Source organism: Arthrobacter sp. NA-172 (assembly GCF_043952055.1).
Taxonomy (GTDB): domain Bacteria; phylum Actinomycetota; class Actinomycetes; order Actinomycetales; family Micrococcaceae; genus Arthrobacter.
The window spans coordinates 641928-666035 of the sequence record NZ_JBINOT010000003.1; the positions used below are offsets into that span (position 1 = coordinate 641928).

Genomic DNA, 24108 nt, shown 5'->3' on the forward strand with positions numbered 1-24108 from the left:
GCTAAACATTCTTAGGCATCGTAAGATCAGCTTATGGCCAGATTCTCTTCTGAACAGCTGCATACCTTCGCCGCCGTGCTTACCGAGGGCACTCTTGACGCGGCCGCCCGATCGCTGAACATCACGCCGTCGGCCGTCTCTCAACGCCTCAAGGCGCTGGAGCAGGCGTCCGGGCGCGTGCTGCTGCAGCGCAGCAATCCGGTCCAGGCCACGGAGTCCGGACAAGTGGTACTCCGGCTCGCGCGGCAACTCGCCCAATTGGAGGTCGACGCCGAGCTGGAACTGGGCATGCCTGGCGAGTCGCCGATGGTCTCGGTGCCCATCGTGGTCAATGCGGATTCCCTGTCTGTCTGGTTCCTCAAAGCCCTGACGCGGGTACCTTCGGAGCTGAATGCTGTCTTCGATCTTCACCGGGACGACGAACAGTATTCAACGTCCATGCTGCGCGCCGGAACGGTGATGGCCGCCGTGACCGCGACTCCCGAGCCGGTACAAGGCTGCCGGGTGGAGCCGTTGGGAAGCATGCGCTACCTTGCCGTCACCACCCAAGGATTCCGGGCCCGGTGGCTTCCCGACGGGGTCAATGCCGCCAGCCTGAGTGCAGCTCCTGCCGTGGACTTTGACCGCAAAGATGAGTACCAGCACCGTTTCCTGGAACGCATGGGCGGCGCCGGGCGGGGGATGGAGCCGGCAGGACCGCGCCATTACGTTCCGTCAAGCCAGGAGTTTGCCGAAGCCATCCGCCTGGGGCTCGGGTGGGGACTGCTGCCTGAAGCCCAATGCGGCCGGGACATCGCCGATGGATACCTGGTGGAACTCGCGCCCGAGCGGCCGTTGGACGTGCCCTTGTACTGGCAACGGTGGCGGACGCCGTCGCGGATACTGGACGCCGTGACGGACGCTGTACGCAGCACCGCGGCGGAAGTGCTGCGCCCGGCCTGAGCCGTTGGGCAGGGATCTGCAGGGAACGCTCCTGCAGATCTGGCGGCCAAAAGCCAACACGCCGCGGGCACAGGCCTAAATTGTCGCAGGCCGGTTTCACACTGGAGCCATGGAAAACATTCAAGCCACCGAGTTCCACGTCACCTATCTGGACACGCTCTCCGGCCGCGTTGAGTGCGAGGCATTCAACGACCAGACCGCCGCCGAAAGGTTTGCCAACGCTCAGCTCGCGGATGAAGAAGCGTGGGCCGTCGTCGACGCCGTGTTGGCCACCCAGGAGCGCGCGCAACAACTGGTCGCATAGCTGGAACAGGCCTACCCGGCGGCTACGTCCTTGGCGTCCATGATCCGGTACGCGTAGCCCTGCTCGGCGAGGAAACGTTGCCGCCTCGCCGCAAAGTCCTGGTCCAGGGTGTCCCTGGCAACCAACGAGTAGAAGCGTGCCGCACGCCCGTCCTGCTTCGGGCGGAGCAAGCGTCCCAATCTTTGCGCCTCTTCCTGCCGGGAACCGAAAGAACCCGACACCTGGATGGCCACCGATGCCTCGGGAAGGTCGATCGAGAAGTTGGCCACTTTAGACACCACGAGGGTCTTGATCTCGCCCGCGCGGAAAGCATCAAACAGTTTCTGCCGCACCTTCACGGTGGTCTCGCCTTTGATCACCGGCGCATTCAGGCGCTCGCCGATCTCGTCCAGTTGGTCGATGTATTGGCCGATCACCAGTAACTGCTCATCCTGGCGCAGAGCCACCAACTGCTCCACCAGCTGCGTCTTGGTTTCCGACGTCGCGCACAAACGGTACTTGTCCGCATCCTCCGCCATCGCGTAGGCCACGCGCTCATCCCGGGGAAGGTCCACGCGGACCTCCACGCAGTCAGCTGGAGCAATGTAGCCCTGGGCCTCGATGTCCTTCCACGGAGCGTCGTAGCGCTTGGGGCCGATCAGGCTGAAAACTTCGCCCTCCCGCCCGTCCTCGCGCACAAGGGTAGCGGTCAAACCGAGCCTCCGCCGAGCCTGCAGGTCCGCGGTCATCCGGAAAATCGGGGCTGGCAGGAGATGGACCTCGTCATAGATGATGAGTCCCCAGTCGTGCCCGTCGACGAGCTCCAGGTGCGGGTAGAGGCCTCCGCGCTTCGTGGTCAGGACCTGGTAAGTGGCGATCGTGACAGGCCGGACTTCCTTGACCGCGCCGGAATACTCGCCAATCTCCTCCTCCGTCAAGGAGGTCCGTTTGAGGAGCTCGTCCTTCCATTGCCGGGCCGCGACCGTGTTGGTCACCAGGATCAGCGTGGTGGTGGAACTCGTGGCCATGGCGGCCGCGCCCACCAGTGTCTTGCCCGCGCCGCAAGGCAGGACCACCACGCCGCTGCCGCCCGCCCAGAAGTTCTCCGTGGCAAGTTTCTGATAGGGCCGCAGGTGCCAGCCGTCCTCGTTCAAAGCGATCAGATGCGGGGTACCGTCCACGTAGCCAGCGAGGTCCTCGGCCGGCCACCCGAGCTTGAGCAACAACTGCTTGAGCTGCCCACGCTGGGAAGAATGCACCACCACCGTTTCGCCGTCGATCCTTGGCCCCAGCAGCGGTGCGATTTTCTTGGCCCGGATGACTTCCTCGAGCACCGGGTAGTCGTTGGTCCGCATGACCAATCCGTGCTGTGGGTCCTTCTCCAGGCGCAACCGGCCATAGCGGGACATCGTCTCTTCGATATCAATCAACAGCGAGTGCGGAACCGGGAAACGGGAGTAGCGCAGCAGTGTGTCGAGAACTTTCTCGGCGTCGAGCCCCGCGGCGCGTGCATTCCATAGGCCCAACGGGGTGAGCCGGTAGCTATGGACGTGTTCGGGGGCGCGTTCCAGTTCGGCGAACGCCGCAATCGCGTGCCGGGCCTCGGTGGCGAGCTCGTGGTCGACTTCCAGCAGGATGGTTTTGTCGCTCTGTACGATCAGCGGACCGTCGCTCACTATCTGTTCCTCACTTGTGCGGATCGCCCACCGGTTCCACGTCGATAATGCGGTGGATGGACAAGACTTTTTCTGTGTCCCTCGCGGCGTCGAACACCCGGACGCGCCCGCCGGACACAGATACGGGAACAACTGTCTCGGTGTTGGAATTCCCCAAGCCGTCAACCACATTCATCGTGACCGCTTGCTTGAGGCGGATGGCCCTCTGCAACGTTTCGAGTCCCAGTTGCGTTGCCGCCTCACCCGTCGACTCGCTCTGGACCCCGCGATGGTGCCTGAGCACGGCAAGTTGGGCGTCGACGTCGTCGGCCGGTGGTGCAATCCTCGGCGCCGTGTAAACGGGGCGGACGCTGCCCGCCACCGCCGTCGTCCTCTTGTAGCGCACGACGGCGGACTCGGCCTCTTGCACGGCAGGCGACAGTCCCAGCTCGCGCAGCACCCTCGCGGTTTCCCGCGGGCTCGCCGAGGAGGTCAGCACGGTGGGGGCGATCCGGACAAGGCCCAGGCTTGCGGCACCCGGCTCGTGGACGAGTTCGGCAATCGCGGCCTCGTCATCGCTCTGGATGAAGCTAGGGCTACTGGCGACGCGAAGCCTGCCGTGCCGCGAGGCGATGTCCTTGATCAGGTATTGGAGCGGTTGTGGAACGTCGGTGGCGGAGTGGGCGCGCAGGAACGCGAGGATGGTCTCGGCATCCTGGCCGGCATCGAGCGCCCGCCGGATCGAATCTCCGGAGAAACGGAAGATGGTGGCCGGTCCTTTGCCTTCGGCCTCTGCCATGAGGAGCAGTTTTTCGCTCAATTCAGGCGCCAGGTATCCCGGGGCGACGGCGGTCAGGTCTGCCTGGAGCAAGACGTGGTTGACCGCAGCAGGCAAGTGTTCGCCAAGGATGCTGAGCGCCAGCTCTGGCTCTTCGGCGGCAATCGCGGAACCTAGCTGGGTGAGGGCTCCCGAACCCATAAGCCCCAGGATTTCCGCCTCGTGGAGGATGCCCCGGACCAGGGAGCTGAACCGCCGCGACATCCTGGGCTGGCTCCATTCGGCACGTTCCATGACGGCTTCGGCGTCGAGCACCGGGGCCTTGCCGTCCGGTGCCACGACCTCCCGGGTGAGCTCGTCGAGGATCTCGAGGATCCGCTTGCGGACCAGGGAGCATCGGGGCGTTGGGCCTCGGCGGACAATGCGTTGATGGCGTTTCCTGCGGAGCCCGAACGCGATCCTGTGGGCGCCGGGACGGGGAGTGTCTGCCCCACAAGCGACGGAGCGCGCTCGCTCGCAAGCCAGGCGTTGACCAGCCAGAGCCACTGTTCTTGGCGGGGGAGCGTGAGCCATTCCAATGACGGCGGCTGGACCCAGGTGGAGCTGTCCACGTCGAGGCGCAGCAAGCCGGAGAGGGCGCAAAGCTCCAGGATCAGGGCAGTCTCGGACATTTCCAGGCGGAGGCCGTCGGCCAGGCGCCTGAGCTCACGGATTCCTACCCCGCCGCTGCGCAGGGTAACCACGGGCTGCTCCCGGACCGCATGCAGGAGTTCGCCCACCAGCCGGAGTATCTCGGCGATGGCACCCATGGCGGCGTTCCGGCGCAGGGCGGCGCTTGTCTGGCCCAGTTCCGGCACGGGGGGTTTCAGGGTGAAATGGTCAACGATTGCGCCGCCGCGCAGGGATAAACCGACGCTGTGCGGCAGCTCGACATGGCTGGCGTCCAAGGGGACAAGCAGGCCGCGGGCCAAGAGCCAGTCCACGGGTCCGACGTCGCGGCCTTCATGCAGCACCGAGGCCTTCCGCTGCGCCTGCGGTACGGCACCCATGGCCCAGCCGCCGAACTTGTTGAGAAGAGGACGGGTGCGCAGCGGGGCTTCGGAGAGGATGTGCTCGAGATTCTCCGGCGTCGACGTCCAGCGCTGCAATGCCAGTGCCGCGTCCATCGGGGTTGTGGCAGCCAGGACGTTAGCCCCACTCTGGTGAAGCTCGGAAACGAGCTGAACTATGCGCTGGGCGAAGGCCGGTTGCAGCCGGACCAGCTCGGTGTAGCTGCGGCCCAAACCGGCAGGGTAGATCCCGATGACGTCCTTGAGGCTGCCCACGGGTAGGTAGAAGCGTTGCCGTCCGGGATTGTGCACTGTGGCTGGCGGATCGGCGCGGTGGATGAGTGCCAGATCCTGGAGTTTGTTCAAAATCGGTTCAAGGGCGGCAAGCGTGCTGCCGTTGATGCACTTTTTCAATCCCGCCGCGGAGGCGCTGTGGCCCGTGTCGGCGTTGGTGCAGAGGTGCAGGGTCTCCAGTACCTGCATTTCCGGCTTGTTGAGCCGTTCGAGGGCCCGTTGCACGCTGACCCGTGCGCTCGCCCTCGCTGCGAGTGCCGCGAAGTCCGGGGCGATGGGGGAGATGAGGTCCGGCCGCGCGGCAAACAAGGCCCGCAGCGAATCGTCGCTGCGCGCTTCCAGTTCCTTGCTGAGCGCGCGAATGAGGGACATCAGTTCAACGTTACCGCCAGCCGGGCCCGCCGTCGGGCTTTCCGGCGGCTCATTGCCGACGCCGTGCCCACACCGAGTCGAGCACCAACGCTGCCATCAAAATAAAGGCGACCGGCAGCCCGTACAGAGCGGTGGATGTCACCCAGACCGGCGCCACGTTGTTGCCCAAAGCGATCGCCATCACAGCGGCCACGGCTGCCAAGGACAAGACCGCGACGACGGCGGCAACGATCACGAGCGGGCGGCGGTAGCCGTGGGGAATCATGTAAGCAACGCTAACAGTCCCGCACCCCATCCGGTCCTCTGTGTCCGGGGTGAACAAGGGCGGCGGGATGTTCGTTCGCGGACCCAAAGCGCGAATCCGTGGCCGGGCAGGATAACCTTGAAGCAATAGACCAACACGGACCAGGCAGTTACCCCTATTCCCGCAGTATCCTGCGGATGCGGTGACGTGCCGGACGTGTCTCCCAAAGTAAGAACGAAGAAGGTTGATTACGTGCCCACCGGCAAGGTCAAGTGGTATGACAAGGACAAAGGCTTCGGATTCCTCGCTGCAGAGGATGGCCAGGAAGTATTCCTCCCCAAATCCGCGCTGCCCGAGGGCGTAGCGGAGCTCAAGGCAGGGACCCGTGTTGAGTTCGGCGTTGCCGACGGCCGCAGGGGAGCCCAGGCGCTGGGCTTGCGCGTGCTGGACAAGTTGCCGTCCATCGCCAAGGCCAAGCGCATGAACGCCCGTGAGCTCGCGCCAGTGGTGCAGGATCTCGTTTCCGTCCTCGACAACCTTTCGGGCACGTTGTCCGCCGGCAAGTACCCCGAGGGTGCCAAGGGGAAGGCCATCGCCGCAGCCCTCCGCAAGGTTGCCGACGAGCTGGAAGCCTAAAACTGCCATGACATCGGAATCCGCAGAAGCCGTTCCTGAAGTGGCCGGATTTGATGCCGTTGCTGGAGCGGCAGGAACGGCAAGAACGGCTGGCCCCGCTGAGCGGAAGCCGGCCGCGGCGAAACCTCGCACCGGCATCCCTGTGTGGCGGGTCGGCAAGCCGGATGCCTTCCTGGCGGCCGCCGTCGACGTCGCCCGCAATGCCGTGGAATCCATCGCAAATCCGGGTGAAGTAGGGCCGCCCATTGCTGCGCGCTCTGAAGGTGAACGCCTCGTCACGCACCTGTTCGAATCGCAACTCGCCGGTTACGGCGGTTGGCAGTGGTACGCCGTCGTGACCCGCAACTCGCGTTCAAAAGTTGTCACGGTCAGTGAGCTCGGCCTGCTGCCGTCGGAGGACTCGATCCTCGCGCCGGAATGGGTTCCTTGGGCAAAGCGCGTCCGTCCTGAGGACGAAGCGGCTGAGGAGCAGGGCGAGGACGCCCTTGCTGAAGGCAGCTCTGTTGATGGGGACAGCTCCGGCAATGGGGACAGCGACGCTGACGCCGAAGAAGCGGACGACGACGAAATCGAGGCTGACTAGCCGTTGAGGGACCCAGCGAGTCAATTCTTTGAAGGTGGAACCTAATGTCCACCTTCAAGTCGCTGGGTGTCCTTAACTACCGCATTTGGTTCCTCGGCGCCCTTGTTTCCAACATCGGCACGTGGATGCAGCGGACAGCTCAGGACTGGCTGGTTTTTGCCCATCTGAGCAACCACGATGCCGGCGCCATGGGCGTTACCTTGGCCCTCCAATTGGGTCCGCAGCTGTTCCTGGCCCCACTGGCCGGACTGCTCGCCGACCGCTACAGCCGGCGCAGGCTCTTGGTCATGACACAGTCGGCCATGGCTCTGCTGAGCGCTGGATTAGGAATCCTGGTGCTCAGCGGCGCCGCGCAGTTGTGGCATGTCTATGTATTCGCACTGTTGCTCGGCATTGTCTCGGCCCTTGACGCTCCCGTTCGCCAGACCTTCGTCTCGGAGCTGGTCACGGATGACTACCTCGCCAATGCCGTGGCCCTGAATAGCGCCTCCTTCAACGTGGCCCGCATGATCGGTCCGGCCGTGGCCGGCATTTTGACAGTTGCCGTGGGTCCGGGCTGGGTGTTCATGATCAACACCCTGACGTTCCTAGCGATGCTTGGCGCAATCCGGGCCATCCCCCTCGCAACCCTGCGCGTCCAGCCGCGGGCGGCCGCTGGCAAAGGCCGCATCCGTGAAGGACTCCGCTACGTGCGCAACCGGCCGGACATCATGGTGGTCCTGGTCGCGATCTTCATCATGGGCACCTTCGGCTTGAACTTCGTCCTCTTCATTGCGGCCATGGTCGGGACGGAATTCGGCATGGACGCGGGCGCCTTCGGGCTGCTCAACTCCATCATGGCAATCGGCTCGGTCGCGGGCGCGCTGCTGGCCGCCCGGCGTGGCCGGCCGCGGATGCGGCTCATCTTCGCGGCATCCGGCGGGTTCGGCATCGCGAGTGGCTGCGCTGCCTTGGCCCCGAATTACACCATGTTTGCCTTGGCCCTGATTCCGTGCGGGCTGTTCGCCTTGACCATGATCACGAGCGCCAACGGCTATGTGCAGTCAACAACGGAACCTGTCATGCGCGGCAGGGTCATGGCGCTCTACATGGCCATCTTCATGGGTGGAACCCCCATCGGGGCGCCCTTTGTCGGCTGGGTGTCCAACGTGGCCGGGCCCCGCTGGGCTGTCGGCGTCGCTGCAGCCGCCGGCGCCAGCACCGCCGTCGTCGGCATCATTTGGATCGTCCGCGCCCGGCAACTGAGGCTCCGCTTCGATCGAAGCGCCCGCGGATTGCGGTTCTTCCGTCTGGAGAGCCGGCCAGTCCAAGGCGGGGACGACGACGGCGACCCGCAGTTCACGTAACGGGCTGCGCCCTTCAATCGAACAGCGCCTATTAGCCAAAAGCGCCGGCGGGAAGGTTCCCGTCGGCGCTTCAGGCGTAGGTCGGCCCGTTACTTCTTCAGTTCGCCTACCACGAAGTCGATGCTGGCGAGCAGCGCCGAAACATCGTCCGGGTCGATGGCCACGAAGGTGGCGATGCGCAGTTGGTTGCGGCCCAGCTTGCGGTACGGCTCCGTGTCAACGATTCCGTTGGCGCGCAGCACCTTGGCGATGGCCGCGGCGTCGATCGAATCATCGAAGTCGATCGTGGCAATGACGTTGGAGCGGTCCTCGGCCTTGGCCACGAACGGGGTGGCGTACTCGGAGGCCTCGGCCCAGTTGTAGATGCGGCTCGCGGAGTCTCCCGTGCGTCCGGAAGCGAAGTCCAGGCCGCCATTGCTGTTGAGCCACTGAACCTGCGCGTCCAGAGTCACTAGAGTGGACAGGGACGGCGTGTTGTAGGTCTGGTTGAGCTTCGAGTTGTCGATGGCCGTCTGGAGATCCAGGAAATCGGGGATCCAGCGGCCACTTGCCTTGATGCGGGCGGCTCGCTCGAGGGCTGCGGGGGAGAAGAGGCCGAGCCACAGGCCGCCGTCGGAGGCGAAGTTCTTTTGCGGTGCGAAGTAGTACACGTCGGCTTCAGCAACATCGACATCCAGGCCGCCGGCTGCAGAGGTCGCGTCCACCAGGATCAGCGCGCCGTCGTCGCCGCCCTGGACCCGCTTGACCGGGGCGGCCACGCCCGTGGACGTTTCGTTCTGCGGCCATGCGTACACGTCCACGCCTGCCTCGGCCTGGGAAACCGGACGCGTTCCGGGTTCCGATTTGATGATGGACGAGGCCTCGAGGAAGGGGGCCTTGTTGGTGGCTGAGGCGAACTTGGAGCCGAACTCGCCAAAGGAGAGGTGCTGGGCCTTCTTTTCCACCAAGCCGAAGCTGGCGATGTCCCAGAACGCGGTGGAGCCGCCGACACCGAGAATCACCTCGTAGCCCTCGGGTGCACGGAAGAACTGGCTCAGGCCTTCGCGGACGGACCCCACCAGGTTCTTGACCGGTGCCTGGCGGTGAGAGGTACCGAGGATCGTTGCCGAGGCCGCGGAGAGGGCCTCGATCTGCTCCGGGCGGACCTTGGAGGGGCCGGCGCCGAAGCGGCCGTCCTTGGGCAGCAAATCGGCAGGGATAGTGATGCTGTTGTCGCTCACGGGATGCTCCAATGGTGAAGTAGCGGCCTAGATGGGTCGTGGCAGGTGGCAAGCTGCCCCCTTCGACTTCCCAATTCTGCCTGACCCTGCACGCCCGGGCAGAAACGAAGCTGTCATAGTCCACCACGTGGAAAGCAATTGTTTCGCCGGGCACAGGATGGCACGGCGTACCGGGCGCTCGACAGGCGCGGAAATTATCCGGAGTAATTCCAAATAAGCTAAGCTTGGAGCTGGCGCCCGGACCGGGACCGCCGGCGGTCCGGCCACCTGATCGACCACTAAGGCGGCTGCGGTACGGTAGAAAATACGCAAGATACTGTGCTCGAGGAGCTGAGCTGGATGACGGATCTGATCGATACCACTGAGATGTATCTTCGGACCATTTTGGAGCTTGAAGAAGAGAACATCGTGGCTCTTCGCGCACGCATCGCGGAGCGCCTGCGGCACTCCGGTCCCACCGTTTCGCAGACGATCGGACGGATGGAGCGTGACGGTCTGGTGATTGTGTCCAATGATCGGCACCTTGAGCTGACTGAAGCGGGCCGGAAACGCGCCACCGAGGTCATGCGCAAGCACCGGCTCGCCGAACGGCTCCTGGCGGACGTCATCGGCCTGGACTGGGCCTATGTCCACGATGAAGCGTGCCGCTGGGAGCATGTCATGAGTGAGCGCGTGGAACGGCGGATTTATGAGCTGCTGGACCACCCCACGGATTCGCCCTACGGCAACCCCATCCCCGGACTCGAAGCGCTGGGTGGAGCCGCGTCCCACGCCTTTACGGATGGCGTGGTCAACCTTCTTGACGCGATGAATGAATACTCACCTGAAAACCGGGTCACCGTCAGCCGTCTGGCTGAACCGATCCAGGTGGAACCGGAACTTCTGGTGCAGCTCGACGAGGGCGGAATCCGCCCCGGTGCCAGGGTTTCCCTGGAACGCGTAGGGGAGTACATCTCGGTTCGTGTGCCCAATATCGACGGCGCGCTGGAGCTGCCGCCTGAGGTTGCGTCGCACGTATTCGTCACGGTCGCCTAGCCGGCCCGGCGATGCGAGCGGCAAAGATAACGAAATTATTACCACGGGGCTTAATCCCCTAGAGTTAAATACCGGCGCCGATACCAAAGCGTTACCTGATCCGAAGCCGAGTTCTGCCAGTGGATCAGGTGGATTAGTCCATTCACTGGCAGAAGCGGAGGAACCACCATCGGCGGTCGAAAGACGGCCTTGGGGTGAAGTCCGCAGCGGAAGTGCAACCAGCGCAAGGCCCCTCCGGGTAGCTTGCGCTTCGCGCCCTTCGCGCGGACCGGGTCCACGATCTCTCTGGCCCGAATCCGACAGCTAACTTCGCAGGCTTGCCAGAGAGGAACACTTTGACCACGCAGAACACCAGGGGCCGCAGGCGCGCGTCCGGTCCTACTGCTGAGCTGCGGAGCACGCACGACGTTGCCCAGGGCCGGCCCCGCGATCCCCATCGCGAACTTCGCCGGCGCAAAGGTCCCTTGCGGCAGATGGCCGAATTCGCCGCCGCGAGCGGAGCAGGACAGAAGGCCGGAGTGGCCCTTGCTACTACGGGCCTCATCCTGACGGTCGCCATGCCGGGCACCGGCGCCATGACGGCCGCGGCCGAATCGAACCACGCCGCCTCGGCCGTGGGCACCCAGCCCGAGATTCCCGCCGCGGCAAGCGCCACGATCGACTTCAGCCGTGCTGCGGTCTCCACCACGGCGGATCCGGACACCAGGCTCAAGCAGCTCTTGAGCGCGCAGTCCGTCGGCACCATCAAGACGTCGTCCTCCAAGGGCGCCCTGGGGGCGCCGCTGGACACCCTGACCACGGCCTCGCCTTTCGGTTACCGGGTGAATCCCATCACGGGCGGTTTGGGGGAGTTCCACCGGGGCCAGGACTTCGTGGCCCAGTGCGGCACCCAGGTTCATGCGGCCGCGGCCGGCAAGGTCACTTTTGCCGGCTGGCATCCGTATGGCGGCGGAAACCGCATTGTGGTGGACCATGGCAACGGCCTGGAAACCACGTACAACCATTTGTCTTCGTTTAACGTCCAGGTGGGCCAAACGGTCAGCCGCGGCGATGTCATCGCATTGAGCGGCACCACCGGCGCCTCTACCGGCTGCCACCTCCACTTTGAAGTCATGGTCAACGGCGACGTCGTTGACCCTTTGGGCTGGCTGTAGCCAATCCGATGGAAGTCTCTCGCATGCTTGTCACACGCCGTGACCTGAATGTGACTTTTAGTTAAAACTCATGTACCGTCTTACACGCATCAACTTTTAGAGAGTTGTTGCACTCGGGTGGATTGCCTAGCTCTGCCACTGCCCGAGGTTCCGTTCGCAAAACATCGTCTGGCAGAGGCGGGGGACCCACTTTTGGTCATCTTCACCGATGGCCTTGGGGTTAAGTCGCACGACTTCCGAGAGGGAGAAGTGTGGCCGGATGACTCCCATCCGAATCCGACAGCTTACCTCGCGGGCATAGGGAGAGGCCTCTTAACGTGTCTTCACGCTCTACTGTCGCGCGCCACCGTGCCGCGGTCACCAAGACCAACTCACTTGCCGTTATCGCCAAGTCTGTCGGCAGCAACGCCGGTGGCGTAGGCCGTCAGGCAGCCGTCATCGCGGCTGCTTCCGGCCTGGTGCTCACTAGCGGTATCGCAGCCAACGCTGCAGAAACCAACGTCCCCCGCGAATCGACGTCGACCTCCGCCCTGGAAGTCCAGTCCATCGCCCAAGCCAGCATTTCGGCAGACTCCTCCGTGGCCATCAAATACGAGCGCCCCGCGGTCTCCACCGAAGCTGCTCCGGTGGTCGCGGCTCCGGTTGTCGCAGCTCCGGTTGCCACCCAGGAAGCTGCTCCGGCTCCGCAGGCTGCAACGGGTGCCGCTGCCGGCTCCTCAACGCTTTCTGTGACCGCTGCTGTTTCACCCGTCACCAAGGTTGCCAGCGGCAAGGGCGCAGCGATTGCTGCCGCAGCTTACGCCCAGCTTGGCGTTGCCCAGGATCTGCACCGCCCTGGCTTCGAACTCCCTGGCCGCTGTGGGCATCAACTTCCACGGCTGGCCGGCAGACTACCTCTCCCTCGGCCGTACGGTCAGCGCTGCTGAAGCTCAGCCTGGAGACTTGGTCTACTACCAGAACGGTGGCATGGGCAAGGCCCACATCGCCGTTTACGTCGGCAACGGCATGGCAGTCCACGGCGGCTGGAACGGTGGAACCACCGCCCTGTACAGCGTCAACATCGGCTCCGGCCCGGTCTTCATCCACGTTGGTGGCTAAATAGATTTGCCGGAACATCCCCGCTGGCTTTGGCCGCGGGGATGTTCTGTTTTAACCGGAGTGCGCCAAATCGACGCACCCAGTGCCTCGCGACGCGCAAAATACTTGCGGGGGCGCTAAATCCCTGTCGCCACTGGAATTCACGCGTCGAAATCCATTTGCCGTGTCGCTCAGCGCTTGCGCGGGGTTACAGGCCGGGTGGGAGCAGCAGCCATCCCAGGAACGCGTCCAATTCAGCCCTCCGGATCACGTCGGGGCGTTCACCCGACCGGGAAGCACGCTCCTCCCATACACACGTTTTGTCCTATAACCCGCAGATCCCTCTGGCCGTCGGAAGGTTCCCGCCACATGTCCGGCACATGAACTTTGCCCGACACAGCCACCGAACCGATGCACGGATTCGGTGATCTGGCATCCGCGTGTTTACTCTTATGGTGTCGATCCACAGCCCGTACATGCAGAGGGCAGCCGGCCCTCGCGCCCCTGACGGGTGCGGCCGTGAAGAGGTACGTGCATGCGCACACTCGTTCTGAATGCTGGATATGAACCGCTGGCGGTAGTAACCTTCCGCCGGGCGCTGGTCCTTGTGCTCACCGGAAAAGCGAGCGTAGTGGCCGAAGGCGACGAGCCTGTCGTCGGGCCACAGGAGATTCTCGGACGTCCCTCCGTGATTCTGCTCAATCGCTACATCCGGCCGAGATACAACACGATCACGGCGGTTACACGCCGCGGCGTTTTGCGCCGCGACGGTCATCGTTGCGCCTACTGCGGTAAAGCAGCCCACACCATTGACCACGTCCACCCCAAATCCAGGGGCGGCGCGGATTCCTGGGAAAACCTGGTAGCAGCGTGCCTGCGCTGCAACAACGCCAAGAGCAACCACACACCGGCCGAGATGGGCTGGAAACTGGGGTTCGTTCCTGCGGCGCCCACCGGGACTATCTGGCAGATCAAGGAGCTCGAGAAACCTGCGCCAGCATGGGATCCCTTCCTCCTGCCCGAATCGGCGGCTTGAACCGAAGCTGAGCCTGCTTCCCGGGTAATCTGGGCGGGTGGACTTTGATGCGGTGATCTTGGCGGGTGGTAAGTCCTCCCGCCTCGGAGGCGTGCCCAAAGCCCAGCTCAGGCACGGCGACGCCTCGCTCCTTCAGCGCGCCCTCGCCGCCGCGAACGGTGCCGGGAGTGTCGTCGTCGTCGGGCCGGATCCTGGAACATTGCCCGACGGCACGTTGACGGCCCGTGAGTCCCCGCCGTTCGCGGGACCCGCCGCGGCGATCGAAGCAGGACTCCTTGCCCTTGAATCCCACGCCCCCTCGACGGAGCCACCCAGGGAGAACCCCGCGCCTTGGGTACTAGTCATGGCCTGCGACATGCCCCTCGCCGGCGCCGCGGTTCCGGTTTTACTCAAGGAACTTGCCGGACACCCGGAGGCTGAAGGGGCCATGTCCGTCTCCGCCGATGGCCGGAAACAACCTTTACTCGGGATCTACCGATCTTCGGCGTTACAACGGGAAGTGCTGGCTTCGGCCCAACAGGGTGGCTTGGCCAACGCTTCAGTATTCCGCCTGCTTGCTAGGCTTGATCTGCTGGCCGTACCCGTCCCTGCCGGCTCCACCGATGACGTGGATACCTGGGACGATGCCGCGGCGCTTGGAGTGGACGGCGGCTTGCCGTGACAAAGGCTGTACCGGACTGTGGAGGCGGATCGTGAAGAGCCAGGAAGAAACGCTGGAGGAATGGTGCAGGAGCCTGCTGCAAGCGTATGAGCTTGAAGACGTCGAAATCGACATCAACAAGATCCTGTCCTTGGCGGGCGTCGCAGCCCATTCAGTGGTTAGGCCGGCAGCTCCCTTGACCACTTTTATTGCCGGTTTCGCAGCGGGACTCGCCGCAGGCTCGGGACAGGCGACTGAAACCGCCTCCATGGAGACCGCGATGGGACTGGCACGCACGCTCGCCAGTGACTATACGGACCCCGGAACCACGAACCCCGGAACCACGGACCCCGGAACCGACGCCGGATGACGGCTGCCCCTGAACAGCATGCCGTGACACCGGGTTCCGAGAGACCGGGTTCCGAGACGCCGCGTTCTGAGAAGCCGGGTTCCGAGAACGTTGAGCATGTTCCGCACGCCGACCACCTTTGGGCGGAGGCCCGGCAACTTGCCTTCGACTCCGCGACACCTATTCCTGCGGCGCCCGTGGCCCTGAAGGACGCCCTCGGCAGGGTCCTGGCCTTGGATGTCCACGCCTTGCAGGACCTCCCGCACTATGCCTCGTCTGCCATGGATGGCTGGGCCGTGAATAGCAGCGGACCGTGGATTTTGGCTGAGCCCGGCCACCGTTTGGCCCCGCACCAGGCGAGTCCGATCGTCACGGGTGGCCTGATTCCGCCCGGGGCCAAGGCGGTACTCCGGAGTGAAAGCGGTGCCTTGACCACCGACGAGGACGGTTTGCCGGTCCTCGCGCTTGGCGGGAACGCGAAGCCTGGGGAGCCGCGCAATGGACAACACATCCGCATCGCCGGAGAAGAAGCCAAAGAGGGCGAACTCCTGATCAAATCCGGCGTTCTCCTGAACCCGGCCCACCTCGCCCTCGCTGCCCTGGCTGGCCGAGATGAGCTGGAAGTCCTCGGCAAACCCCTCGTGAAGTTGCTCCTGACAGGCTCAGAAGTGGTGAGCGAAGGCGTCCCCGCGCCCGGGAGCGTGCGGGATACCTTCGGTCCCCAGCTTGGCGCCGTCGTCGAACTTCTCGGCGGAATCCGCGGCGAGCAAATCAAAGTGGGGGACTCCTACGAGGAATGGTTGACGGCCCTCGAGGAGGGCGAGTTGTCGCCTGAAACGCCACCGGCCGACGTCGTCATTACCACCGGGGGAACGGGCCGTTCAGGAACGGACCACTTCCGGCGGGCCATTGCGGAACTTGGCGGCCGCTTGCTGATTGATGGAATTGCGATGCGGCCGGGGCATCCCGCCGTTCTCGCTGAGCTGCCGGACGGGCGCTTTGTGCTGGGGCTTCCCGGGAATCCGCTGGCGGCCATGATGGTCCTTTTCACGATCGGCACGCCGTTGCTCGCGGGGCTGGGACACGGCAAGCTGCCCGCGGTGGGAGAAGTGCCTTGCGGCGCAATGCTCGACGCCGACCCCGGACGCACCCGCTTGCTTCCGTTCAGGTTCGTGTACGGCTTGGCATCGCCGACACAACATGCGGGGCCAGGGATGATGCGCGGCCTCGCCAGCGCGGACGGAGTCATGGTGGTACCGCCCCACGGCGTCCAAATGGGCGAGGCTGTGCCTGCTTTCCCGTTGCCGTGGGGGCCGCCGCTTCCCCGGCCGAAGCCCACGCAGGACAAGGCGAAGAAACCTCCCGCCAAGCCCGCCCGCAAGGTTTCGTCAGAACCTGTGGACTGGAGCGCCCTGACCGGCTGAGGACTTCCGGCTCCGAATGGACGCGGGTGGATTAGCGGGTCAGGCCTTGCAATGATGGGGTAATGAACAGGCATGCTCCCGAGCAGGACATCAATGAAGATGACCTCCAGATTCACCCGCCCAAGCGCTCCGCCGCCGGCGTCAAGGCAGTCACTGTGGCATTGGAGCGGGGCTGGTCCCAGGCCGGTGTGAGCCGGACCGTCAAGTCCATGCTCCGCGTCAACCAGCACCACGGCTTCGACTGTCCAGGATGCGCGTGGCCTGAGTCCATCACGGGTAAGCGCAGTCCCGCAGAGTTCTGCGAAAATGGGGCTAAAGCCATCGCCGAGGAGAGCACCACGCGCGTGGTAGATGCCGCGTTTTGGGCGGAGCACTCCTTGGCCGAGCTGGACAGCAAGACCGAATACTGGCTTGGCAGCCAAGGTCGCATCGCCGAGCCGGTTGTCATCCGCCCCGGCGAAACACACTATTCGCCGATCAGTTGGGTGGATGCTTTCGCCCTGATCGGCGAGCACGTGAATGCCACCACTCCGGATCGCTGCGTGTTCTACACCTCAGGCCGTACGGCGAACGAGACGGCTTTCATGTACCAGCTGTTCGCCCGCAGCCTGGGAACAAACAACCTGCCCGACTGCTCGAATATGTGCCATGAGTCTTCCGGCAGCGCGCTCAACCCGACCATCGGGATCGGCAAGGGCACAGTCTCCCTCGAGGACATCCACGAGGCGCAGCTGGTTCTGGTGGTGGGACAGAACCCAGGCACGAACCATCCGCGCATGCTCTCTGCACTGCGTGACTGCAAGAACAACGGCGGCAAGGTTGTGGCGGTCAATCCCTTGCCGGAAGCAGGACTCCTGAACTTCAAGGATCCGCAGTCCCTTAGTGGTGTGGTCGGTGGCGGCACGGACATCGCCGATGAATTCCTGCAGATCAAAGTCGGCGGCGACCTCGCACTGTTCCAGGCCCTGGGCCACCTCCTGCTGGAGGAGGAGAAGCGGCAGCCGGGCACCGTGGTTGATCGAGCTTTCCTCGAGGCGCAGACCGACGGCTTCGAAGCCTACGCCGAGGCAAGGGCAACCCTGGACTGGGCGGAAACGGAACGGGCTACGGGCCTGAGTCGCATTGAAATCACCAAAGTGGCCGGAATGCTGGCCGCTTCGAAGGGCACGATCATTTGCTGGGCGCTGGGCCTGACCCAGCAGCCGCACTCCGTGGATACGTTGCGCGAAATCATCAATCTGCTGCTCCTGCAAGGAAACTTCGGCAAGCGCGGGGCTGGGGCGTGCCCGGTCCGTGGCCACTCCAACGTCCAGGGCGACCGCACCATGGGCATCTGGGAGAAGCCTTCGGAGGGTTTCCTGGCGGCCCTGGATAAGGAGTTCGGGTTCACGACGCCCCGGGAACACGGCTACGACTCCGTGGAAACCCAGCATGCCCTGGAAAAGGGTGACGTGGATGTGTTCGTTTCGATGGGCGGCAACTTCGCGGCGGCGGGCTCGGACACCGTCGCGCTGGAGGAAGGGCTCAAGCGTGCCGGGCTGACGGTGCACATCTCCACCAAGCCCAACCGCGCCCACGTGGTCCACGGCAAGACGTCGCTGATCCTGCCCACCCTGGGCCGAACGGACACAGACGACAAACACCCAGGCGGCCGGCAAATCCTCTCCGTGGAGGACTCCATGTCCGTTATCCACTCCACCCAGGGCCGCCTGACCCCGGTCTCGGAGCACCTGCTCAGCGAACCCGTCATCGTCGCACGCATGGCGCAAGCCGTCCTCGGCGATGGCCACCCGGTGGACTGGCGTGCCATGGCTGAAGACTACGACGTCGTCCGGGACCACATCTCCCGCGTGATCCCGGGCTTCGAGGACTTCAATGCAAGGGTCCGGACCAAGAACGGTTTTGTGCTGCCCAATCCGCCACGGGACACCCGGACGTTTGCCACGGACATCGGCAAAGCGCGCTTCACGGTGAGCCCGTTGGAGTACCTTGAGGCCCCGGCCGGCCATCTGATCCTGCAGACAGTCCGTAGCCACGACCAGTACAACACCACGTTCTATGGGCTCGACGACCGCTACCGGGGCATTTCCGATGGCCGGAGGGTCATCCTGGTCCACGAGGACGATCTCAGCGAGTTGGGCTTCGCGGACCGGGACATGGTGGACGTCATCTCCACCTTCGCTGGAACGGAGCGCCGGGCGGACAAGTTCCGGCTGGTTGCATACCCCACGGCCAAGGGGTGCGCTGCCGCGTATTTCCCGGAGGCCAACGCCTTGGTCCACCGGGAGCTCGTGGCCCGCATTTCCAACACTCCCGGCTACAAGGCCATGACGGTGCGGTTCGTCAAGCATGGCGAAGCGGTTAAGCACGGCGAAGCGGTTAGGCATGGCGAAGCCGTTTCCGAGACGGCAGGAATCTGAAATGGGACGTGTGACCGAGCGCCGCAGGGTGCACCGCTTTGTCCTGGACGGCTCGGCCGAGGCGTTGGAGCACCCGGTCCGTTACCGCGAGGACTTCCTGGCCGTCGAAGAGCCGCTCGAGGTGCGCCTGGGCCACATGTCCTTCTCGGTGACAATGCGCACTCCCGGGGACGACTTTGATCTTGTGGCGGGTTTCCTGGTCTCCGAGGGCGTCATTTGGGACCCGGCCCAGCTCATCTCGCTGCGCTTCTGCGCCGGCGAAGATGAGAATGGCGTGCAGACCTTCAATGTGGTGGAAGCGCAGTTGCGTCCCGACGTCGTCCTTCCGGACACAGGGCGCAACGTCTACACCTCCAGTTCATGCGGGATTTGCGGGACCGACTCCATCGAAGCTGTGCGCAAATCCTCGCATTTCAGCCCAGCGCAGGATCCCCTGGAGGTGCGGGTGCAAGTTATCGCTTCCCTTCCAGACAGGCTCCGCGAGGCGCAGGCGGTCTTTGACAAGACCGGTGGAGTGCATGCAGCCGGACTCTTCAAAATCCACGACGACGGCGGGGCCGAGCTGTTGTGCCTCAGGGAAGACGTGGGCCGGCACAACGCCGTGGACAAGGTGGTGGGCTGGGCATTGCGCGAAGGGTTGCTGCCCTTGAGCGGCACTGTCCTGCAGGTCTCCGGAAGAGCATCATTCGAACTCGTCCAAAAGGCGGCGCTGGCCGGAATCCCGGTTCTGGCAGCCGTCAGTGCGCCCTCGAGCCTCGCCGTGGAACTCGCCGAGGAAACCGGCCTGACTTTGGTGGGGTTCAGCCGGGGGTCCAGTCTGAATATCTACGCGGGCAGTGGCCGGGTGGGGGTCCCAGCGAACAAATAGGGATTTCCGTGGATGGCCCTCAATCGCTTGGCTATTGGTCCGGAACCACGTAGATTTTTATCCATCGAATGGAATCGTTGTTTCCCCCGACCAGGGACCTTGCCGATTTAGCCTGCCCATAGCGGTAAGGAAGCACCTCCACCCAGCCCACCGCCAAAGGGGACTTCACATTGCACGACGACCGCCGGATCACTGAGAAGCGGCTCGAACGTTTTGTCCGGGAGCGGATAGCCCCCGCGATCTATGGCCGCGTGCTGCCCCTGGAACTCAGTACGTGGGAGGTTACCGGGGAGCCGGTTCCGGTCTCGGAAGCGCTCCACCAGGTCTTTGAACCCCAGGAGCACGGAGCCGCGTGGGGCAAGGCATGGAGCACCAAGTGGCTGCGGCTCCGGGGCGAGGTACCCGAGGGGTGGGGAGCTGCCGATGGCACCACGGTGGAGATCGTCGTCGATCTTGGCTTCAGCAACGACGCTCCCGGATTCCAGTGTGAAGGCATTGCCTGGCGCCCGGACGGCACCATCATCAAGGCCATTTCCCCGCGCAACCAGCACGTCCCGCTGAAGCTTTTGGGTGGCGGCCTCTCGGTGGACTTCTACGTCGAAGCCGCGGCCAATCCGGATCTCAGCCAGGGCTGGACCTTCGCGGCAACTCCCCTGGGACAAGTCCACCTCCGGAGACGAGCCCCGCTACCGGCTCGGACGCATAGCCATAGCCGAGCTCAACGAGATGGTGTGGGAGCTCCACCAGCGACATCTGGACGCTCAGCGGGCTCATGCACGAGTTGCCGTTCGAGCTTCCCCGGCGCCACGAGATCCTCCGCGCCTTTGAGCGCATGCTGGACGTCATGGACCCGGACGACATCGCGGGCACCGCAGCCGCCGGCAGGGAAACACTGGCCGATGTCTTGAGCCGTCCGGCGTACGCCTCGGCCCATGAGCTGCTTGCCACCGGCCATGCCCACATTGACTCGGCGTGGCTTTGGCCGGTCCGCGAAACCATCCGTAAGTGTGCCCGCACGTTCTCGAACGTCGTTGCCCTCATGGATGAGAACCCCGACTTCGTTTTTTCCTGCTCCTCGGCGCAGCAATTGGCCTGGATGAAGGAGTTCTATCCTGAGCTGTTCGTCCGGATCAGGGAAAAAGTCAAAGCCGGTCAATTCATACCGGTAGGCGGCATGTGGGTGGAGTCAGACACCAACATGCCCGGCGGCGAGGCCATGGCCCGCCAATTCGTGGAGGGCAAGAGCTTCTTCCTGCAGGAATTCGGTGTTGACTGCCAGGAAGCTTGGCTGCCGGATTCCTTCGGATATTCCGGGGCCCTGCCACAGATCGTGAAATCTGCGGGCTCGCGCTGGTTCCTGACCCAGAAGATCTCCTGGAACCAGGCCAACAAGATGCCGCACCACACGTTCAATTGGGAGGGCATCGACGGCACGCGGCTTTTCACTCACTTCCCGCCCGTGGACACCTACAACGCCGAACTCCACGGCCGCGAACTCGCCCACGCCCAGCGCAACTACCGGGAACACGGCCGGGGCACCATTTCGCTGGTCCCCTTCGGCTATGGCGACGGCGGTGGAGGCCCCACCCGCGAAATGGTTGCGGCAGCCCACCGAACGGCGGATCTCGAAGGCTCCCCGAAGGTGCGCATGGGAACCTCGAAGGAATTCTTCACGCAGGCCGAGGCCGAGTACCATAACCTACCGGTCTGGGTGGGGGAGATGTACCTTGAGCTGCACCGGGGCACCTACACGAGCCAGGCCAACACGAAGCAGGGGAACCGCCGCTCGGAGCACCTGCTGCGCGAGGCCGAACTGTGGTGCTCGACGGCGGCAGTCCGGACTGCCGGTTCGTTCACCTACCCGGCAGCTGACCTGAAGCGCTTGTGGCGCCTTGTGCTGTTGCAGCAGTTCCACGACATCCTGCCGGGCAGCTCGATCGCATGGGTCCATCAGGATGCCGAGCGGAACTACGCAGCAATCGCCCGGGAGCTGGAGGCCATCATCGCGAACGCCGCCGCGGCCCTTCTCGGCGAGGGAAACACGATGTTCCTCCTCAACGCGTCCCCGCATGAACGCAGCGGGGTTCCCGCGCTCGCCGCTGCCGAGCCGGTTCACCCGGACAGCCCCGTGACCGTCACAGAGAGGGCCGGCGGCTACGTCCTGGATAACGGCTTCATCCGTGCCGTGCTCGACGCCAACGGATTGCTGACTTCCCTCTCTGACTACTCAACCGGTCGCGAGGCGATTGCGCCGGGGCAGTTTGGCAACCATCTTGAACTTCACCGGGACACGCCCAATGAGTGGGATGCCTGGGACATCGATGAGTTCTATCGCCGGAACGTCGTCTCGGTGGTCGATGCGCGATCGGTGACGCTGGAGCGCGGTGGGTGGGACGCCGTCGTCGTCGTGGAACGGACAGTAGGATCCTCCACCATCACCCAGCGAATTTCCCTTGAGGCCGGCGCGGAGACCCTCGGAATTTCCACCACGGTGGACTGGCAAGAACACGAGAAGCTACTGAAGATCGGGTTCCCGCTGGATGTCCGGGCGGACCGTTCCGCCTCGGAAACGCAATTCGGGCACGTTTTCCGGGCCACCCACACCAATACCTCCTGGGAAGCAGCCAAGTTCGAATTCTGCGCCCACCGCTGGATCCATGTCGCAGAGCCCGGTTACGGCGTGGCCATTTCCAATGCGTCGAGCTACGGGCATGATGTCACCAGGGCCATCCGCGACGACGGCGGAACCACCACCAACGTCCGTGCGTCCCTGCTGCGCGCCCCCAAGTTCCCGGACCCGAAGGCAGACCTCGGTTTGCACGTCCTGGAGCTGAGCATCCGGCCTGGCGCCACCATTGGCGATGCCGTGGAGGAGGGCTACCGGAGCAACCTGAAGCCGCGGCTGGTGGCTGGCGGAAAGCCCGTGGAACCGCTCTTCACAGTGTTCAACCAAGCGCTGGTGATCGAAGCCGTCAAGCTCGCTGAGGACGGTTCCGGAGACGTCATTGTGCGGCTCTATGAATCTCTGGGAGAACGTTCCACAGGCCTCATCACAGCCAACTTTGACTCACGGGAGGTGCGATCCGTGGATCTCTTGGAGCGTCCTGTCGAGGCTCCCGGCGTGGTGCCGGGGACGGACGCCGCCGAGCTAACCCTGCGTCCGTTCCAGTTGGTCACCCTGCGCTTCAGCTCACCCAACTGCTAGTTAGTTGGGTCAGACGTCGTGTTGCAGGCGCTTGACGAATTGCTTGGTGCGTTCCTGACGCGGCTCCCGCAAGACTTCCGCAGCTGGTCCTCGCTCGACCACTACGCCGGCGTCCATGAAGATGACTTCGTCGGCAACCTGCCGGGCGAAGGCGAGCTCGTGGGTCACGATCACCATGGTCCACCCCTCGTCGGCGAGTTCCTTGATGACGCCCAGCACTTCGCTCACGAGCTCAGGATCCAGGGCCGAAGTTGGTTCGTCGAAAAGCAGCAGTTGGGGCTTGAGGGCAAGGGCCCGCACAATTCCCACCCGTTGTTGCTGGCCGCCTGACAGCTCGAAAGGGTAGGCATCGCGTTTGTCCGCGAGACCCACCCGCGCCAGGAGCCGTTCGGCCTCGGCCACTACTTCCGCCCGGGGCCGCTTCTGGACTTGCAGCGGTCCCTCGATGATGTTTTTGAGTACCGTCATGTGCGGGAACAGGTTGTAGTGCTGGAACACCATGGCGCTGCGGTCCCGAAGGGCGGCGATCTCGCGCTTGCCCACGGTGCCGGCGAAATCGAGGGTCAGTCCCGCTCCGGAGCCGCGCACGGTGCCGGCATCGGCGTCCCCGAAGGTGACCGTGCCGGCGTCGGGCACTTCAAGGCCGTTAAGCGATCGCAAAACGGTGGTTTTCCCCGAACCGGAGGGCCCGATCAGGGCAACCACTTGGCCGCGGCGCACGTCGATGTCGATGCCGCGCAACACCACGTTGCTGCCGAAGGCTTTGGCGAGGTCGCGGGCGGACAGGACAAGTCCGTTGCTCGGCAGGAGAGGAGGCTCAGTGGGCGACATAACGGTCCAATCTGCGCTCCAGGGCGGACTGGCCCGTGGAGAGGACGAGGCAAATGACCCAGTAGACCAGCGCGGCTTCGAGATACAGGATCATGAATTCCTGCTGAACGCGGCGATCTGCTGGGCGTTGCGGAAAAGCTCGGTGACCAGCATGAGTGAAGCCAGCGAGGTGTCCTTCACGAGGGAAATGAAGGTATTGGACAGCGGAGGCACCGAGACCCTATGGCCGCTTGCGGGAGGATGATCCGCACGAGCGTCTGTGGCCGCGACATGCCGATGGTGTGCCCAGCCTCCCATTGGCCCTTCGGCACGGACAGGATCGCGGCGCGGATGACCTCGGCCGCGTAACCTCCCACATTGAGCGAAAACGCGATGATGGCGCTCGGCCACGGTTCCAGCTTCACCCCGAGGCTCGGGAGGCCATAGAAGATCACGAACAATTGCACCAGCAGGGGAGTTCCGCGGATCACGGAGACATAGAAGCGCGCGACGCCGGAGAGCAGCCTGTTGGGGCTCAGGCGCAAGAGGGCAACGAGCAGCGCCAACGCCAGTCCAAAGGCGAACGATGCCAAAGTCAGCGGAATGGTGCCTGTGACGGCACCTCCGATGATTGGGCCGAAGGAACTCCAGACGAGGTCCCAGTCGAAGGTCATCAGTCCGGCACCCG

General features: G+C 64.2%; 17 protein-coding genes, 4 pseudogenes and 2 riboswitches. Of the genes and pseudogenes, 15 read left to right on the forward strand and 6 right to left on the reverse strand.

Going from position 1 to position 24108, the window contains the following annotated elements:
• Positions 1–33: 33 nt before the first annotated feature.
• Both ACF0H6_RS17075 and ACF0H6_RS17080 read left to right on the forward strand, forming a co-directional pair.
• Positions 34–942 (forward strand): LysR family transcriptional regulator ArgP, encoded by a 909-nt coding sequence (locus tag ACF0H6_RS17075; protein ID WP_395250706.1) that lies wholly within the window; start codon positions 34–36, stop codon positions 940–942.
• Between the two features lie 109 nt (positions 943–1051).
• The gene (locus ACF0H6_RS17080) at positions 1052–1246 is read left to right on the forward strand and encodes a hypothetical protein (protein WP_395250707.1); all 195 of its coding nucleotides are present in this window, start codon (positions 1052–1054) and stop codon (positions 1244–1246) included.
• Positions 1247–1257: 11 nt separating this feature from the next.
• Here ACF0H6_RS17080 and ACF0H6_RS17085 read toward each other — a convergent pair whose 3' ends face one another.
• The 3 genes and pseudogenes from ACF0H6_RS17085 to ACF0H6_RS17095 all read right to left on the reverse strand — a co-directional run bounded on the left by ACF0H6_RS17085 (position 1258) and on the right by ACF0H6_RS17095 (position 5638).
• Positions 1258–2901 (reverse strand): DNA repair helicase XPB, encoded by a 1644-nt coding sequence (locus ACF0H6_RS17085; protein WP_395250708.1) that lies wholly within the window; start codon positions 2899–2901, stop codon positions 1258–1260.
• A 10-nt stretch (positions 2902–2911) separates the two neighbouring features.
• Positions 2912–5373, reverse strand: a pseudogene (locus ACF0H6_RS17090) (helicase-associated domain-containing protein).
• A gap of 49 nt (positions 5374–5422) precedes the next feature.
• On the reverse strand, positions 5423–5638 hold the full coding sequence (locus tag ACF0H6_RS17095) for a hypothetical protein (RefSeq protein WP_395250709.1): 216 nt from the start codon (positions 5636–5638) through the stop codon (positions 5423–5425).
• 231 nt (positions 5639–5869) lie between these two features.
• On the opposite strand from ACF0H6_RS17095, the gene ACF0H6_RS17100 reads away from it, so the two are divergent.
• The 3 genes from ACF0H6_RS17100 to ACF0H6_RS17110 are packed head-to-tail and all read left to right on the forward strand — an operon-like array spanning position 5870 to position 8182.
• Positions 5870–6253 (forward strand): cold-shock protein, encoded by a 384-nt coding sequence (locus ACF0H6_RS17100; RefSeq protein ID WP_395250710.1) that lies wholly within the window; start codon positions 5870–5872, stop codon positions 6251–6253.
• 7 nt (positions 6254–6260) lie between these two features.
• Complete coding sequence (locus ACF0H6_RS17105; protein ID WP_395250711.1) at positions 6261–6836, forward strand: DUF3027 domain-containing protein; 576 nt, start codon at positions 6261–6263, stop codon at positions 6834–6836.
• Between the two features lie 44 nt (positions 6837–6880).
• Complete coding sequence (locus ACF0H6_RS17110) at positions 6881–8182, forward strand: MFS transporter (RefSeq protein WP_395250712.1); 1302 nt, start codon at positions 6881–6883, stop codon at positions 8180–8182.
• Positions 8183–8271: 89 nt separating this feature from the next.
• On the opposite strand, the gene serC is transcribed toward ACF0H6_RS17110, so the two are convergent.
• A complete protein-coding gene (gene serC, locus ACF0H6_RS17115; RefSeq protein WP_395250713.1) occupies positions 8272–9402 on the reverse strand; it encodes a phosphoserine transaminase in 1131 nt (376 codons plus the stop codon).
• Positions 9403–9741: 339 nt separating this feature from the next.
• Here serC and ACF0H6_RS17120 point away from each other — a divergent pair, with 339 nt between their 5' ends.
• The 10 genes and pseudogenes from ACF0H6_RS17120 to ACF0H6_RS17165 all read left to right on the forward strand — a co-directional run bounded on the left by ACF0H6_RS17120 (position 9742) and on the right by ACF0H6_RS17165 (position 22610).
• Positions 9742–10437: a metal-dependent transcriptional regulator gene (locus ACF0H6_RS17120; protein WP_395250714.1), complete on the forward strand. Its 696-nt coding sequence runs from the start codon at positions 9742–9744 to the stop codon at positions 10435–10437.
• A 125-nt stretch (positions 10438–10562) separates the two neighbouring features.
• Positions 10563–10770, forward strand: a riboswitch (cyclic di-AMP (ydaO/yuaA leader).
• Between the two features lie 2 nt (positions 10771–10772).
• On the forward strand, positions 10773–11591 hold the full coding sequence (locus tag ACF0H6_RS17125) for a M23 family metallopeptidase (RefSeq protein WP_395250715.1): 819 nt from the start codon (positions 10773–10775) through the stop codon (positions 11589–11591).
• Positions 11592–11721: 130 nt separating this feature from the next.
• A riboswitch (cyclic di-AMP (ydaO/yuaA leader) is annotated at positions 11722–11903 on the forward strand.
• Positions 11904–11908: 5 nt separating this feature from the next.
• A pseudogene (locus ACF0H6_RS17130) lies at positions 11909–12689 on the forward strand (NlpC/P60 family protein).
• 514 nt (positions 12690–13203) lie between these two features.
• A complete protein-coding gene (locus ACF0H6_RS17135; RefSeq protein ID WP_395250716.1) occupies positions 13204–13704 on the forward strand; it encodes an HNH endonuclease in 501 nt (166 codons plus the stop codon).
• 37 nt (positions 13705–13741) lie between these two features.
• The gene (locus ACF0H6_RS17140; RefSeq protein ID WP_395250717.1) at positions 13742–14365 is read left to right on the forward strand and encodes a molybdenum cofactor guanylyltransferase; all 624 of its coding nucleotides are present in this window, start codon (positions 13742–13744) and stop codon (positions 14363–14365) included.
• Positions 14366–14396: 31 nt separating this feature from the next.
• Positions 14397–14714 (forward strand): DUF6457 domain-containing protein, encoded by a 318-nt coding sequence (locus tag ACF0H6_RS17145; RefSeq protein WP_395250718.1) that lies wholly within the window; start codon positions 14397–14399, stop codon positions 14712–14714.
• Positions 14711–16117, forward strand: a complete 1407-nt coding sequence (locus tag ACF0H6_RS17150; RefSeq protein WP_395250719.1) for a molybdopterin molybdotransferase MoeA — start codon at positions 14711–14713, stop codon at positions 16115–16117. The genes ACF0H6_RS17145 and ACF0H6_RS17150 overlap by 4 nt, the downstream gene beginning before the upstream one ends.
• 62 nt (positions 16118–16179) lie before the next feature.
• Positions 16180–18537, forward strand: a complete 2358-nt coding sequence (locus ACF0H6_RS17155; protein WP_395250720.1) for an FdhF/YdeP family oxidoreductase — start codon at positions 16180–16182, stop codon at positions 18535–18537.
• Position 18538: 1 nt separating this feature from the next.
• Positions 18539–19405, forward strand: a complete 867-nt coding sequence (fdhD, locus tag ACF0H6_RS17160; protein ID WP_395250721.1) for a formate dehydrogenase accessory sulfurtransferase FdhD — start codon at positions 18539–18541, stop codon at positions 19403–19405.
• Positions 19406–19575: 170 nt separating this feature from the next.
• Positions 19576–22610 (forward strand): annotated as a pseudogene (locus ACF0H6_RS17165) (alpha-mannosidase).
• Positions 22611–22619: 9 nt separating this feature from the next.
• On the opposite strand, the gene ACF0H6_RS17170 reads toward ACF0H6_RS17165, so the two are convergent.
• A complete protein-coding gene (locus ACF0H6_RS17170; RefSeq protein ID WP_395250722.1) occupies positions 22620–23441 on the reverse strand; it encodes an amino acid ABC transporter ATP-binding protein in 822 nt (273 codons plus the stop codon).
• Positions 23428–24094, reverse strand: a pseudogene (locus ACF0H6_RS17175) (amino acid ABC transporter permease). Before ACF0H6_RS17175 ends, ACF0H6_RS17170 begins: the two are co-directional and overlap by 14 nt.
• Positions 24095–24108: the final 14 nt, after the last annotated feature.

What these genes read in the sequence shown, in the direction of transcription:
- ACF0H6_RS17075 (WP_395250706.1), top strand. Translation starts at nt 34, where the DNA reads ATGGCCAGATTCTCTTCTGAACAGCTGCATACCTTCGCCGCCGTGCTT.
- ACF0H6_RS17080 (WP_395250707.1), top strand. Translation starts at nt 1,052, where the DNA reads ATGGAAAACATTCAAGCCACCGAGTTCCACGTCACCTATCTGGACACG.
- ACF0H6_RS17095 (WP_395250709.1), bottom strand. Translation starts at nt 5,638, where the DNA reads ATGATTCCCCACGGCTACCGCCGCCCGCTCGTGATCGTTGCCGCCGTC.
- ACF0H6_RS17105 (WP_395250711.1), top strand. Translation starts at nt 6,261, where the DNA reads ATGACATCGGAATCCGCAGAAGCCGTTCCTGAAGTGGCCGGATTTGAT.
- ACF0H6_RS17110 (WP_395250712.1), top strand. Translation starts at nt 6,881, where the DNA reads ATGTCCACCTTCAAGTCGCTGGGTGTCCTTAACTACCGCATTTGGTTC.
- ACF0H6_RS17120 (WP_395250714.1), top strand. Translation starts at nt 9,742, where the DNA reads ATGACGGATCTGATCGATACCACTGAGATGTATCTTCGGACCATTTTG.
- ACF0H6_RS17135 (WP_395250716.1), top strand. Translation starts at nt 13,204, where the DNA reads ATGCGCACACTCGTTCTGAATGCTGGATATGAACCGCTGGCGGTAGTA.
- ACF0H6_RS17150 (WP_395250719.1), top strand. Translation starts at nt 14,711, where the DNA reads ATGACGGCTGCCCCTGAACAGCATGCCGTGACACCGGGTTCCGAGAGA.
- ACF0H6_RS17155 (WP_395250720.1), top strand. Translation starts at nt 16,180, where the DNA reads ATGAACAGGCATGCTCCCGAGCAGGACATCAATGAAGATGACCTCCAG.
- fdhD (WP_395250721.1), top strand. Translation starts at nt 18,539, where the DNA reads ATGGGACGTGTGACCGAGCGCCGCAGGGTGCACCGCTTTGTCCTGGAC.
- ACF0H6_RS17170 (WP_395250722.1), bottom strand. Translation starts at nt 23,441, where the DNA reads ATGTCGCCCACTGAGCCTCCTCTCCTGCCGAGCAACGGACTTGTCCTG.